This window comes from Streptomyces sp. NPDC058257 (assembly GCF_042881845.1).
Lineage (GTDB): Bacteria > Actinomycetota > Actinomycetes > Streptomycetales > Streptomycetaceae > Streptomyces.
On the sequence record NZ_JBHVXJ010000013.1, the window covers coordinates 167,946 to 180,919 of the forward strand.

Here is a 12,974-nt window from a genome sequence, read left to right on the forward strand (position 1 = left end):
GGATCAGGTGCGGACACCGGCGGCGCGTTCACCGCGTTCGGCGCGGGCCCGCAGCGCACGATCGCACAGGTCACCATGGGTGCACGGCCGCCGGGTGCCGACTTCCGCTTGGGCACGAGGAGTTCGCCGCCTCCGCACAGCGCGGCGGCCTCCGCCACAGAGGGCGTACCCACGGTGGCGAGCGGCGCGTCGGAGGGGTTCGGCACCTCGACACCGGCCAACTCGTCGGCCGCGTACGACACGACCGGTACCCCGAGCCGCGCCGCCGCCTCGACGATGCCGGGCTCTTCGGCCTTCGTGTCGAGCGTCGCCAGCGCGGCGAGCTGGGCGGGCCAGAGCCCCGCGTCCCGGAGGGTCTCCTCGACGAGGCCGATGACCTCTTCGGCGGGCGCGCCCCTGCTCGCACCGACGCCCACCACGAGGGAGCCACCGGCCGCCACCTGTTCGGGGGATGTCGTCATCGGGCCGATTGCCTCTGCGTCCTCCCTCGTGTGTTCGATGCCTTCCGGCCCCGCGGGGCCGGAAGGCCCCGACCCGGCAGGGGAGACCTTGCCCATGGCGGCCTCGGCGTCGGTCACGGGCGGGGGCTCCTCTCGTACGGGACGGAAACGGGACAGAGACGGGACAGAAACGGGCCGGTGTCCGCTCGGCGGGCCCGATGTGGATGTGCGGGGCAGGGGGGCAATCGGCTAGCAAGGGCGCATGGCGGTGTTCGTGGCGCTCGGCGCCTTTGTGATGACCCTGGTGGGCGGCTGGACGGCCCAGCGGGTCACCGACCGGCGCCACCTCGTCCTGGGGCTCGCGGGCGGTCTGATGCTCGGCGTGGTCGGTCTCGACCTGCTGCCGGAGGCGCTGGACGCCGCGGGCGGCCCCGTCTTCGGGGTACCGGCGGCGCTCCTCCTGTTCGTGGCGGGCTTCCTCACCGCGCACCTGGTGGAACACCTCCTCGCGGGCCGCCAGGCCGCCCACGGGGCGGGCGAGGACACGAACGGCCGGATCCCGCAGGTGGGGATGACAGCGGCCGGGGCGATGGTCGGGCACAGCGTCATGGACGGTGTCGCGATCGGTGCCGCGTTCCAGGTGGGCGGCGGCATGGGCGTGGCGGTGGCGCTCGCGGTCATCGCCCATGACTTCGCTGACGGCTTCAACACGTACACGCTCACCAGTCTGTACGGGAACGCCCGCCGCAAGGCCCTCGCGATGCTCTTCGCGGACGCGGTGGCCCCGGTGGTGGGCGCCGCGTCGACGCTCCTGTTCACCATTCCGGAGCAACTGCTCGGGGGATATCTCGGCTTCTTCGGCGGCGCGCTGCTCTACCTGGCCGCCGCGGAGATCCTGCCGGAGGCGCACCACGAGCACCCGGCGCGCTCGACGCTGCTGTGCACGGTGGCGGGGGCGGCGTTCATCTGGCTGGTGGTGGGCATCGCGGAGTGAGGCGGCCATGGCGTGGATCGAGGTCACAGACTTCCGCTCCGGCCGCCCCCGGCCCGCGTACCGCTCATCCCCGGCACCTCTCCACGAACCGGCGCGCGATACCCGGCTCGGCGGCCCAGTGCGTGTGCAGATAACTCGCGTGCACACCCTGTTGTACGAAGCCTTCGACGCGCCGCTCGGGGGAGTGCAGCCCCCAGGCGGGAGCCGCGCCGGCGCCCGGCTCGACGACGGTGCGGTGGAACTCGTGCCCGCGCATCCGGGTCCCGACCACCGCGAGCGGGCTCTCGGACACGGCGACGGCCTCGCGGTACCCGAGCGTGAGCCGCTCGGACATGTGGGAGCGGGCGTCGAGCACCCCGCACATCGGCTTCCCGTCCAGCTCCCGGGTCAGATAGAGCAGCCCGGCGCACTCGGCGGCGACGGGCGCACCGCTCAGCGCGAGATCGGCGACGACTTTCCGCAGCGGCTCGTTGGCGGAGAGCTCGGGCGCGTACACCTCGGGGAATCCGCCGCCGATGATCAGCCCCGCGGTGCCGGGCGGCAGCTCCTCGTCGTGCAGCGGATCGAAGGTGACGACGTCCGCGCCCGCGGCCGTGAGCAGCTCGGTGTGTTCGGCGTAGGAGAAGGTGAACGCGGCCCCGCCGGCGACGGCGACCACCGGCCGACGCCCACCGTCCCGCGGCACCTCTTCCGGCGCCCACGTCTCACCGGTCATCGCGGGCGCACTGCGCGCCAACGCCAGAATCGCGTCGAGATCGCAGCCCTCCCGCACCCGGGACGCCAGCGCGGCCACCGATTCGACGGCTTCGGCCTGCCGCTCGGCCACCGGAACGAGCCCCAGATGGCGCGAGGGCGCCCGGACCTGCTGCACCCGGCCGAGCGCGCCGAGCACGGGCACCCCGGACTCGCCGAGCGCGTCCCGCAGCAGCTCCTCGTGCCGCGCGGACCCCACCTTGTTGAGGATCACGCCCCCGAGCCGCACCTCCGGGTCCCAGGACGCGAACCCGTGCACGAGCGCCGCGACGGAGCGGGACTGCGACGACGCGTCGACGACAAGGACCACCGGCGCCCGGAGCAGCTTCGACACATGCGCGGTGGAAGCGAGCTCACCCTGCCCGGAGACCCCGTCGTACATCCCCATGACACCCTCGACCACGGCGAGATCGCAGCCGTGTGCCCCATGGTTGAACAAGGGCGCCACCATCTGGGGCCCACACATGTACGCGTCGAGATTCCGCCCGGGGCGGCCCGTGGCCAGCGCGTGATACCCGGGGTCGATGTAGTCGGGGCCCACCTTGTGCGGGGACACCGCGAGCCCCGCCGCGGAGAACGCGGCCATCAACCCCGTGGCCACGGTCGTCTTCCCGCTCCCGGAAGACGGCGCGGCGACGACGAGCCGAGCTACCACTCGATGCCCCTCTGGCCCTTCTGCCCCGCGTCCATCGGATGCTTGACCTTGGACATGTCGGTGACGAGATCGGCGAACTCGACCAGGGCCTCCGGTGCGTTGCGCCCCGTGATGATGACGTGCTGGTGCCCTGGACGGTCCCGGAGAACCTCGATCACCTCGTCCACGTCGATCCACCCCCAGTGCAGGAGATAGGCGAACTCGTCGAGGACGTACAGCGAGTACGTCTGAGCGGCGAGGTCGCGCTTGACCTGCTCCCACCCCTCGCGGGCCTTGTCCTCGTGGCTGGGCTCGCCCTCGGCGGGCGCGCGCTGGATCCACGACCAGCCCTCGCCCATCTTGTGCCAGTCGACGGGGCCGCCCTCGTCGCTGGCGCCGAGCGCTTTGAGGGCATTCTCCTCACCGACCTTCCACTTCGCCGACTTCACGAACTGGAAGACCCCGATGGGCCATCCCTGATTCCAGGCCCGCAGCGCGAGCCCGAAGGCGGCGGTGGACTTTCCCTTGCCGATCCCGGTGTGCACCATGACCAGCGGCCGGTTGCGCCGCTGGCGCGTGGTGAGCCCGTCGTCCGGCACCACGTTCGGCTGTCCCTGCGGCATCAGGCCACGCTCCTCATCTGAGTTCCCTGTACGTCCTTGACGAGCCCGGCGATGGAGTCCGCCCGCAGCTCGTCGAGCGTCACGGCCGTCCCGCCGAGCTCGCCCGCCAACTGCCCGGCGAGCCCGAGCCGGATGTGCCCCGACTCGCAGTCGACGACCACGGACGCGATGTTGGCGGCCCCGAAGAGACGCGCGGCACGCCCCGCGCGGGCCACCGGCTCCACGCCTCCCGTGGCCCGGCCGTCCGTGACCACCACGACCAGAGGACGCCGCGCCGGATCCCGCAGCCGCTCGACGCGCAGTACGTCGTGCGCCTTGAGCAGCCCGGCCGCGATCGGCGTACGCCCACCCGTGGGCAGCGTCTCCAGCCGGGCGGCAGCAGCATCGACGGACGAGGTCGGCGGCAACGCCACCTCGGCGTCGGACCCGCGGAAGGTGACAAGACCGACCTTGTCCCGGCGCTGGTAGGCGTCGAGCAGCAGCGAGAGCACCGCACCCTTCACGGCGCTCATCCGCTGCCGCGCGGCCATGGACCCGGAGGCGTCCACGACGAAGAGCACGAGGTTGCCCTCACGCCCCTCCCGCGTCGCCTGCCGCAGATCGTCCCGCCGCACGACGAGCCCCCGCCCCACGCGCCCCCGCGCCCGCTGATGCGGGGCAGCCGCGTGCACGGTGGCCGCCAGGTGCAGCTTGGTGAGCGCCCCTTGAGGCCGCCGGGCCCCGGTGGTCCGCCCGTGCTCGGTCCGCGCCCTCGACCGGCGCCCCGCGGCACCCTCACCGAGGCCGGGGACGCTCAGCATCTTCGTACGGAACGGCTCGGAGGCCTGCACGGGCCGCTGTTCACCGCCGCCACCACCGGCCGCGGGAGCCCGCGCGGGGGACGCGTCGTCGTCCTGGTCCTGCCCGGTTCCGGCGTCGGTGTCGGAGGCGGGGGCGTCATGTGCGTCGGGCGCCGGGGCGTCGGGCCCCTCCTGGGGCGGCTGTCCGCCCCCACCGGGACCGTCGCCGTCGGGCTCGGGGTCGTCGCCCCCGTCGTCCCCGTCGTTGTCGTCGTCGCCGTTCTGCTCCAGCGTGTCGTCCAGCTTGTCCTCGTCGAGGCCCGGCGCGTCGAAGGGGTTGCGACGGCGCCGGTGCGGAAGCGCGAGAAGAGCGGCCTGCCGTACGTCCTCCGCGAGCACGTCCTCGCGCCCCGCCCAGGCGGCCAGAGCCGTCGCCGTACGCGCCATCACGATGTCGGCCCGCATGCCGTCGACCTCGAAGGCCGCGCAGGTCGCGGCGATCTGGCGCAACGCGCCGTCCCCGAGCCGCACGTGGGGAAGCAGCGCACGTGCCGCGACGATCCGGTCCCGCAGCGCGGACTCGTCCTCGTGCCACCGGGCGGCGAACCCTTCCGTGTCGTCGTCGTACGCGAGCCGTCGGCGCACCACCTCGACCCGCTGATCGGTCTCGCGCGACGCGGCGACCTCGACGGTGAGCCCGAACCGGTCGAGCAACTGCGGGCGCAGTTCGCCCTCTTCGGGGTTCATGGTGCCTACGAGCAGGAACCGCGCGGCATGCCGGACGGACACGCCCTCGCGCTCGACGTAGGAGGCGCCCATGGCGGCCGCGTCGAGCAGCAGGTCGACCAAGTGGTCGTGCAGCAGGTTGACTTCGTCGACGTAGAGGATGCCGCGGTGGGCGTCGGCGAGAAGACCCGGCTCGAAGGCCTTCACGCCCTCGGCGAGCGCCCGCTCGATGTCGAGAGCCCCTACGAGGCGGTCCTCGGAGGCCCCTACGGGCAGTTCGACCATCCGCGCGTCCCGCACCGAAGCGCCGCCGACGTCGTGCGGACCGTCGGGGCAGGCGGGGTCGGGGGCGGCCGGGTCACAGGAGAAGCGGCATCCGGCGACGACGGGCACCTGCGGCAGCAACGCCGAAAGGGCTCGCACGGCGGTGGACTTGGCAGTGCCCTTCTCCCCGCGCACGAGCACACCGCCGACGGCGGGCGAGACGGCGTTGAGCAGCAGGGCGAGCCGCAGGTCGTCCTGCCCGACGAGGGCGGTGAACGGATAGGGGGTACTCACAAGGCCTCCATTACGTGGTTCAGGGCGGGGCAGGGGGCGGCGGCTCTCACCCGTCCCCCTCCGCCGGTCGTGCGGGCGCCCCGGGTGCGATGAAGGGGAGGCCGGACGGGGCGCCGGTCTCGATCAGGCGGAGCAGCGCGTCCGTGTCCGCATGCTGCTCGATCAGGTCGCCGAGCAGGTCGAGCTGCTCCTCGCGCAGTGCGGCGAAGCTGGTGTCGGGCGCGGGCACGAAGCGGCGTCCGGCGGCGCGGGCGACCTCGGCCAGGAAGCGGCGCCGGAACGCGTCGCTCTCCAGCGAGCCGTGCCAGTGCGTGCCCCACACCTCGCCGACGCGGCAGCCGTCCAAGAAGGCCTCTCCGCCCAGGACTTCGGCGACGCCGTGATGGATCTCGTACCCCTCGACGGGTTCGCCGAGCGCCTCACCTACCGGCCGCGCGAGGGTCTTCTCGCGCGCGAACCGCACCCGCACGGGCAGCAGGCCGAGCCCGTCCACGGCCCCTGCCCGCGACTCGACGTCGTCCTCGATGTGCTCGCCGAGCACCTGGAAGCCCCCGCAGATCCCGAGCACGGGCCGCCCCTCGGCAGCGCGCCGCGCGATGGCGTCCGCGAGACCGCGCTCGCGCAGCCACTGAAGGGCGCGGACGGTGCCGCGCGTCCCCGGTACGACCACGAGATCGGCGTCGACCAGCTCGTCGGCGCGGTCCACGAACCGCACCACGACGCCGGGTTCGGCGGCCAGGGCGTCCACGTCCGTGAAGTTCGACATCAGCGGCAGGGCACAGACGGCGACCCGCAGCACGTCCTCACCGACCGGGGGAGCGACGACGGACTCCCGCACGGCGCCCCGCAGGGACACCCGAAGGCCGTCCTCCTCGTCGATGCCGAGGCCGTGCTGGAAGGGCAGCACACCGAACGTGCGCCGCCCGGTGAGCCCGTGCAGCATGTCGAGCCCGGGTTCGAGCAGCGAGACGTCGCCCCGGAACTTGTTGACGAGATAACCGGCGACCAGTTCCTGGTCCTCGGCGCTGAGTAGCGCGGTCGTACCGAAGAACGAGGCGAAGACGCCGCCGCGGTCGATGTCGCCGACCACGACGACCGGGAAGCGGGCGGCCCGCGCGATCCCCATGTTCACGATGTCCGTACGCCGCAGATTGATCTCGGCCGGACTGCCCGCGCCTTCGCAGATCACGGCGTCATAGCTGCCCCGAAGTTCTTCGAGGCATCCCACGACGGTGGAGAGCAGCTGTTCCTGGCGCCCACCGTGCAGTCCTCCCCCGGGGGACGACCCCCCGGACCCCCCGAAGAACCCGCGCGCGCTCATCTCGCCCACGGGCTTCCCCATGAGGACGACCTGGCTGCTGCGGTCACTGCCCGGCTTGAGCAGCACGGGGTTCATCAGCGCGCTCGGCTCGACCCGGGCGGCCTGCGCCTGCATGGCCTGGGCCCGCCCGATCTCGGCGCCTTCGCGTGTGACGAAGGAGTTGAGGGACATGTTCTGCGCCTTGAAGGGCGCGACGGAGACGCCCTCGCGGGCCAGCCACCGGCAGATCCCGGCGGTGATCACGCTCTTCCCCGCGTCGGACGTGGTCCCGGCAACGAGCAGCCCACCACTCATCAGGCCCTGCCTTTCCGCATAGTGCTCACCACGGCCGCGACCCCCAGGGCAAGCAGCCCCACCCGTCGCGAAAGCTTCACGGCCCGCTCGATGTCGGCGACTTCGACGTCCCGCCCGTCCCCGTTCAGGACAGGCCGGTGCTCGACCCGGCCTCCGTACGAGAGGGTCCCCCCGAGCCGTACCCCCAACGCCCCCGCGAAGGCGGTCTCGACGGGCCCCGCGTTGGGGCTCGGATGCTTGCCCGCGTCCGCGTGCCAGGCCTTCAGGGCTCCTCGTGGTGCGTCACCGGCGGCAGCCGCGAGCACCGCGGTGAGCCGGGCCCCGGGCCACCCCAGAACGTCGTCGAGCCGCGCGGAGGCCCACCCGTACCTCCGGTACTTCACCGACTTGTGCCCGACCATGGCGTCGAGCGTGTTCACGGCCCGGAAGGCGACAAGCCCGGGAACCCCGCCGAGCGCGCCCCACACCAGGGCGCCGACGACCGCGTCGGACGTGTTCTCGGCGACGGACTCGACCACGGCCCGCGCGATGCCATCGGCGTCGAGCGCCTGCGGATCCCGCCCGCACAGATGCGGAAGGCGCTCCCTGGCCACCTCGATGTCCCCGGCGGCGAGCGCACCGCCGACGGCCCGCGCCTCGCGGCCAAGGGAGGTCCCGCCGACCACGGCCCAGGTGGTGGCGGCGGTCAGCGCGAGGGATGCGGGGCGTGAGTCACGTACAAGGGAAGAGACGAGGGCGGCGGCACCGGCCGCGCCCCCGGCGCACACCACGGCATGCAGGGCGCCCCACCCGCGGTGGTCACGCCACAGCACACGCTCGACGGCTCCCGCGGCCCGGCCGAACGCGGCGACCGGATGCCCGCGGCGAGGATCGCCGAGGAACAGATCACCGAGGAGGCCGGCGGCGGCGCCGTACGCGAAGTCGCGATCGGCACGCATGGCTTCAGCCGGCCGTGGCGCGGAGGGGAGCGAGGGGCCCGGCCTGGACAGGCAGGGGCACAGAGACCGGCAACGGGCGGCCGCACATGGCGATATGTCCTCACTCAGGGTGTCCGCGCCCTGATTCGACGAGATCGGCGGCGAGAGTTCCTGGCTTCCGAGGAGTCGTCTCCTCGATGACAGTGGCGGGACCGCGCCGGATTCGCACCGGCTTCCTCTTCTGCCGCCGTAATGGCTCCGGCAGTCCACCACGCCCGCGAACGCCCGTCAACTTGCCGTTGACCTGGGGCGGGAGAGTGTGCCGAGGCCCACAGACAGAGGTGGGGTGCGGGACGCCGAAGCGTCCCGCGCCCCACCCGGAGCTGCGATCGTCAGGCGACGATCAGATAGATCCCGTACGCCACCGCCGCCGCGCAGAGCGCGAAGCACACGTACGCGCCCGTGCGCGCCGCCACCGGGGGCCCGCCCGCGGTGGCAGCGGTCGAAGTGGCGCCGGACGTCGCCGCCTCGCGCTTGGAGAGGCCGACGATGCCGAGGGTGAACAGGCCCACCAGGGCCACCGTCACCGCGAGGCTGACTCCGAACACGGAGCCGAGAGCTGCCCAGTCGATGTTCATGCTGACTTGTCCTTACACCGTGGCGGGCCGGGCGGGGTCCGCCACGGTGCCGGTCGGGGGCGGGGCCGGGATGGTGGCCTTGACGAGGTCGACGTCCGAGGTCGTCACGGCCGAGCCGGTGGGCGGCGGCGTGACGGCGGCGATCGCGGTGGTCACGACACCGGCGGGCTCGGCGGCCGGAGAGCCGCCGATCTCGTCGTCGGCGACGTTCGTGTGGTCGACGGCGTCGCGCCGGGACAGCGCCCAGATGACGGCGGCGCCGGTCACCAGGAGCGCGGCGGTCGCCGCGACGCCCCAGGGACCCTGCTTGGTGAGGAACTCGGCGCCCGCGCCGACCAGACCGGCGGCCGGGAGCGTGAGGCCCCAGGCGACGAACATGCGCGTCGCCGTGGACCAGCGGACCACACCGCCCTTGCGGCCGAGGCCCGCGCCCATCACGGCGCCCGAGCAGACCTGGGTGGTGGAGAGCGAGAAGCCGATGTGCGAGGAGGCCAGGATCGCGGTCGCGGCGCTGGTCTGGGCGGCGAAGCCCTGCTGCGGCGCGAGGTCCGTCAGACCCTTGCCCATCGTGCGGATGATGCGCCAGCCACCGAGGTAGGTGCCGAGGGCGATGGCGATGCCGGCCGAGACGATGACCCACATCGGGGGGTTGGCGCCCGGGTTCAGGACGCCGCCGGTGATCAGGGCGAGCGTGATGATGCCCATCGTCTTCTGCGCGTCGTTCGTGCCGTGCGCCAGCGAGACGAGGCCCGCGGAGGCGATCTGACCGGTGCGGTAGCCCTTGGCGGTCGCCTTGGTGTCGGTGTTGCGCCCGATGCGGTACGTCAGGCGCGTGGCCAGCGTCGCCGCGATGCCGGCGACGAGGGGCGCGGCGATCGCGGGGAGCAGGATCTTGGTGACGACGGTGCCGCCGTTGATCGACGACCAGCCCATTGACATGACCGCGGCGCCGATGAGGCCGCCGAAGAGCGCGTGGGAGGAACTGGAGGGCAGGCCCACCAGCCAGGTCAGGAGATTCCAGAGGATCGCGCCCACCAGGGCGGCGAAGATCACCTCTGTCTTCAGTCCGTCCTCGTTGACGATGCCGCCAGAGATCGTCTTGGCGACTTCGACCGACAGGAAAGCGCCGACGAGGTTCAGCACGGCGGACATGGCCACCGCCGTCTTGGGCTTGAGAGCGCCAGTCGAGATGGTGGTCGCCATCGCGTTGGCCGTGTCGTGGAAACCGTTCGTGAAGTCGAACACGAGAGCGGTAACGATCACGATCCCGAGGAGAAGCGTGATGTGTTCCATTTACCCAGGCTTCTGTTGGACGTCAGTGGCAAGTGGAACGTAGGCAAGCTGAGTGAACGGAAAGTGAACTGGGTCGGGCCGTGCGGTGACCCAATTCGGGGCGCTGCCAATCCGGTTCTGTCGTGGCCCTGACGAGGATCGCCCGGAGTGGCGTCGCGAGGCCTGGAACGTGAGCCTCCAGAGGCCTGGAATGCGGGCTTCCGAGGGTGTCCGGCAGTGCGTGGCCACCCTCGGGGCGGACCTCTTCAGCGGGATCGTCGAGCCGTTGAAGAGATTCTGATCACCCGGCAGCCTGCCGCCGTTGTCGTGCTGCCGGAAGGTCAGATACGACCAGCCCCTGGGCAGCGACCCCGAGGCCGACGACCAGCGCGCGAGCCACAGCGCGTGATGCGCCGCGAAGGCGCGGCTGCCGCCCGTCCGCTTGTTCCACCACCTGGCGGTCGTGCAGATCACGGGGCGCCGTCCCGTCTGCCGCGTCACCTCGTCGCTGAACGGCTTGATCCAGTGGACCACGCCCCGCTCGCCGACGCCGTGGCGCTTGCGCTCGCCGTACGGATTGTGCTCGATGCCGAGGGCCGACGGCAGCGTCAGGCCGACCGCGCTCCACCGTCCACCGTGCCTCATGAAGCACCGTCCACCGTGCCTCATGAAGCGGTGCCAGTCGACTCGCTTCTGGTGCGACGGGACGTCGTCCCCCTTCGGCCTGCCCGCCGCCGAAACCGGAATCTCGGCGAGGGCGGTCCATTCAAGGGGCAGAGCCGTTGCTGAGGCCGCGATGGCGCCCGCGCGGCGATGGGATGGTTTGTGGGCATGAGCCATATTTACCCCGAAGGTGCAACATGCAGGGCAAATCGCCCTACAGGCTATTGGGAGATCATCGGGTAGCCGCGGATCGCCAGCCAATCGCCAGCCAATCGGCAGTCAATCGCCAGCCAATCGGCACCAGAGAGTGATGTGTGCACATTTGTACTTTTACGGACTCCCTGCCTCCGCTCCTACGGTGCCGCGCCCCACGGCTGGCAGGATCGCGGCATGACGGAGCAGCGGGACGAAGTTCGGCAGGACGCGGTGGAGCGGGCGTGGGGCGAGCTGGTGGCGGCGGCCCGCAGGACGGTGACGGACGGCCTGGTGGTCGGCACGTCGGGCAACGTCTCGGTGCGGGTCGGCGGCACGATCCTGGTCACCCCGAGCGGCGTGCCGTACGACCGCCTGGGGCCGCGGGACGCGGTCGGCGTCGACAGGGACGGCAACCGGCTCTTCGGTGACCTCGCCCCCACCAGCGAACTGCCCATGCACCTGGCCGTCTACCGCACCACGGACGCCGGAGCCGTGATCCACACCCACGCGGTGCACGCCACCGCCGTCTCCACCCTCGTCCCGGAGCTCCCGCCCGTCCACTACATGGCGGCGGCGCTCGGTGGCCCGGCCCGGGTCGCCCGGTATGCCCCGTACGGCTCCGACGAGTTGGCCGAGAACATGCTCCGGGCCCTCAGGGACCGCACGGGTTGCCTGCTCCAGAACCACGGGACCGTCACCTACGGAGACACCCTGGACCAGGCGTACGACCGCACGGCGCAGCTGGAATGGATGTCCCGCCTCTGGCTGACGGCCAGCGCGATCCCGGGTCACACCCCGACGCTCCTGTCCGCGGGGCAGCTGAGGGAAGCAGAGGACAGGCTGCGGGGCTACGGCCGGCAGTGACGGCCCCGGGGCGTGTCCGGCCCGGCCGGACACGCCCCGGGGCCGCCGATTCAGCACATCACCCGCGGGTACGCGGACGGCATGACGTCACCCCGCGGGCTACGCCCACTGGCCGTGGCCTCTCGCTCGCCGGACACTGGGCAGGTGCGCCCAGCCAAAGCGACGGCAACGGCCGTCACCGCCGTCACCACCGCCCTCCTGGGCGGCGCAGCCGCCGTCGCCGCGGGCCGGTTCGCCAGCAACGCCGCCCTGAAGGCACCGGCGGGCCGCCCGCTGCCGACCGACCACCGCCTCACGGTCCACTCCACGGCCGCGGGCCAGATCACCCTGACCCGCGCCCTCGCGAGCCTGCGCCCCGGCACGTACGGCCTCAGCGGCAACGGCAGCCACGCCGTGATCGGACCCGTCCTGGACTCGGCGCCGCACGAGGCGGACACCGTCGTACGCCGCCTGGAGCGCGTCACGCACGGCTCCCTCGAACCCGGCGCGAAGGTCTGGCTCACCCCGCAGGTCCACATCGGCGACCCGCACGCCGCACTGGACATCGACCACGCGGACGTCGACATCCCCGGCGAACTCGGCGGCCTGCCCGCCTGGTTCGTGCCGGGCGTCCGCGATACCTGGGTGATCACCGTGCACGGCCTCGGCACGACCCGCGAGCACCCCATGGTCGTCATGGACTTCCTGCACCGCCAGCAGTTCCCGGTGCTCGACATCGCCTACCGCGGCGACCTCGGCGCGCCCCGCTCCCCGGACGGCCTCGGCCACCTCGGTGAGACCGAGTGGCGCGACCTGGACGCCGCCATGCGCTACGCCGTGCGCCACGGAGCGCGGAACGTGATCCTGCACGGCTGGTCCACCGGCGCCGCCATGGCGCTGCGCGCCGCCGCGCACTCCGCCCTGCGCGAGAGGATCAGCGGACTGGTCCTCGACTCCCCGGTGCTCAACTGGGAGACCACCCTGCGCGCGCTCGCCGCGGCCCGGCGTACACCGGGCCCCCTCCTGCCCCTCGCGGTGCGCGCCGCCCAGGGCCGCACGGGCCTGCGCGGCGACCGCATCCTGGAGGCCGCCGACCCCCAGGTGCTCAAGGTCCCCACGCTCCTCTTCCACGGCCCCGACGACGTGATCGCCCCCTGGGCGCTCTCCCGCCAACTCGCCGAGCGGCGACCGGAACTCGTCACTCTCCACACCGTTCCGGATGCGCCCCACGGAGCCATGTGGAATGCCGACCCCGCAGGCTACGAAGAGGCGCTACGGCGCTTCCTCACGCCTCTCATGTAGTGCGCGAGAGCCCCCTGAAGTA

General features: G+C 72.5%; 11 protein-coding genes, 1 pseudogene and 1 riboswitch. Of the genes and pseudogenes, 3 read left to right on the plus strand and 9 right to left on the minus strand.

Features of this window, described 5'->3' with window-relative positions; genetic code table 11:
• Positions 1-53: 53 nt before the first annotated feature.
• Positions 54-431, minus strand: a pseudogene (locus tag ACFVXC_RS28290) (cobalamin biosynthesis protein); the annotation flags it as partial.
• A gap of 271 nt (positions 432-702) precedes the next feature.
• On the opposite strand from ACFVXC_RS28290, the gene ACFVXC_RS28295 reads away from it, so the two are divergent.
• The gene (locus ACFVXC_RS28295) at positions 703-1,434 is read left to right on the plus strand and encodes a ZIP family metal transporter (protein ID WP_389910435.1); all 732 of its coding nucleotides are present in this window, start codon (positions 703-705) and stop codon (positions 1,432-1,434) included.
• 64 nt (positions 1,435-1,498) lie between these two features.
• On the opposite strand, the gene ACFVXC_RS28300 is transcribed toward ACFVXC_RS28295, so the two are convergent.
• From ACFVXC_RS28300 to ACFVXC_RS28335, 8 genes are all read right to left on the minus strand, one after another.
• The gene (locus ACFVXC_RS28300) at positions 1,499-2,842 is read right to left on the minus strand and encodes a cobyrinate a,c-diamide synthase (RefSeq protein WP_389910437.1); all 1,344 of its coding nucleotides are present in this window, start codon (positions 2,840-2,842) and stop codon (positions 1,499-1,501) included.
• Positions 2,836-3,444, minus strand: coding sequence for a cob(I)yrinic acid a,c-diamide adenosyltransferase (gene cobO / locus ACFVXC_RS28305; RefSeq protein ID WP_389910440.1), 609 nt, complete (start codon positions 3,442-3,444; stop codon positions 2,836-2,838). Before cobO ends, ACFVXC_RS28300 begins: the two co-directional genes overlap by 7 nt.
• Positions 3,444-5,507: a putative cobaltochelatase gene (locus tag ACFVXC_RS28310; protein ID WP_389910442.1), complete on the minus strand. Its 2,064-nt coding sequence runs from the start codon at positions 5,505-5,507 to the stop codon at positions 3,444-3,446. Before ACFVXC_RS28310 ends, cobO begins: the two co-directional genes overlap by 1 nt.
• Positions 5,508-5,553: 46 nt before the next feature.
• Entirely contained in the window at positions 5,554-7,122 is a 1,569-nt protein-coding gene (locus ACFVXC_RS28315) for a cobyric acid synthase (RefSeq protein ID WP_389910445.1), read from the minus strand.
• A complete protein-coding gene (locus ACFVXC_RS28320) occupies positions 7,122-8,060 on the minus strand; it encodes a cobalamin biosynthesis protein (protein WP_389910448.1) in 939 nt (312 codons plus the stop codon). The genes ACFVXC_RS28315 and ACFVXC_RS28320 overlap by 1 nt, the downstream gene beginning before the upstream one ends.
• 121 nt (positions 8,061-8,181) lie before the next feature.
• A riboswitch (cobalamin riboswitch) is annotated at positions 8,182-8,325 on the minus strand.
• A gap of 106 nt (positions 8,326-8,431) precedes the next feature.
• Complete coding sequence (locus ACFVXC_RS28325) at positions 8,432-8,677, minus strand: hypothetical protein (protein WP_389910451.1); 246 nt, start codon at positions 8,675-8,677, stop codon at positions 8,432-8,434.
• A gap of 12 nt (positions 8,678-8,689) precedes the next feature.
• Positions 8,690-9,970 (minus strand): anion permease, encoded by a 1,281-nt coding sequence (locus ACFVXC_RS28330; protein ID WP_389910454.1) that lies wholly within the window; start codon positions 9,968-9,970, stop codon positions 8,690-8,692.
• Positions 9,971-10,594 carry a GH25 family lysozyme gene (locus ACFVXC_RS28335; protein ID WP_389910457.1) on the minus strand — a complete coding sequence of 208 codons (624 nt, stop codon included), beginning with the start codon at positions 10,592-10,594 and terminating at the stop codon, positions 9,971-9,973.
• Between the two features lie 408 nt (positions 10,595-11,002).
• On the opposite strand from ACFVXC_RS28335, the gene ACFVXC_RS28340 reads away from it, so the two are divergent.
• Together ACFVXC_RS28340 and ACFVXC_RS28345 are read left to right on the plus strand one after the other, a co-directional pair.
• Positions 11,003-11,671: a class II aldolase/adducin family protein gene (locus ACFVXC_RS28340; RefSeq protein WP_389910460.1), complete on the plus strand. Its 669-nt coding sequence runs from the start codon at positions 11,003-11,005 to the stop codon at positions 11,669-11,671.
• A gap of 144 nt (positions 11,672-11,815) precedes the next feature.
• Positions 11,816-12,952, plus strand: coding sequence for an alpha/beta hydrolase (locus ACFVXC_RS28345; protein WP_389910463.1), 1,137 nt, complete (start codon positions 11,816-11,818; stop codon positions 12,950-12,952).
• Positions 12,953-12,974 lie beyond the last annotated feature (22 nt).

Bases quoted from the DNA above. Each gene is read 5' to 3' on its own strand.
- ACFVXC_RS28295 (WP_389910435.1), top strand. From the start codon at position 703: ATGGCGGTGTTCGTGGCGCTCGGCGCCTTTGTGATGACCCTGGTGGGC.
- cobO (WP_389910440.1), bottom strand. From the start codon at position 3,444: ATGCCGCAGGGACAGCCGAACGTGGTGCCGGACGACGGGCTCACCACG.
- ACFVXC_RS28315 (WP_389910445.1), bottom strand. From the start codon at position 7,122: ATGAGTGGTGGGCTGCTCGTTGCCGGGACCACGTCCGACGCGGGGAAG.
- ACFVXC_RS28320 (WP_389910448.1), bottom strand. From the start codon at position 8,060: ATGCGTGCCGATCGCGACTTCGCGTACGGCGCCGCCGCCGGCCTCCTC.
- ACFVXC_RS28325 (WP_389910451.1), bottom strand. From the start codon at position 8,677: ATGAACATCGACTGGGCAGCTCTCGGCTCCGTGTTCGGAGTCAGCCTC.
- ACFVXC_RS28330 (WP_389910454.1), bottom strand. From the start codon at position 9,970: ATGGAACACATCACGCTTCTCCTCGGGATCGTGATCGTTACCGCTCTC.
- ACFVXC_RS28335 (WP_389910457.1), bottom strand. From the start codon at position 10,594: ATGAGGCACGGTGGACGGTGGAGCGCGGTCGGCCTGACGCTGCCGTCG.
- ACFVXC_RS28340 (WP_389910460.1), top strand. From the start codon at position 11,003: ATGACGGAGCAGCGGGACGAAGTTCGGCAGGACGCGGTGGAGCGGGCG.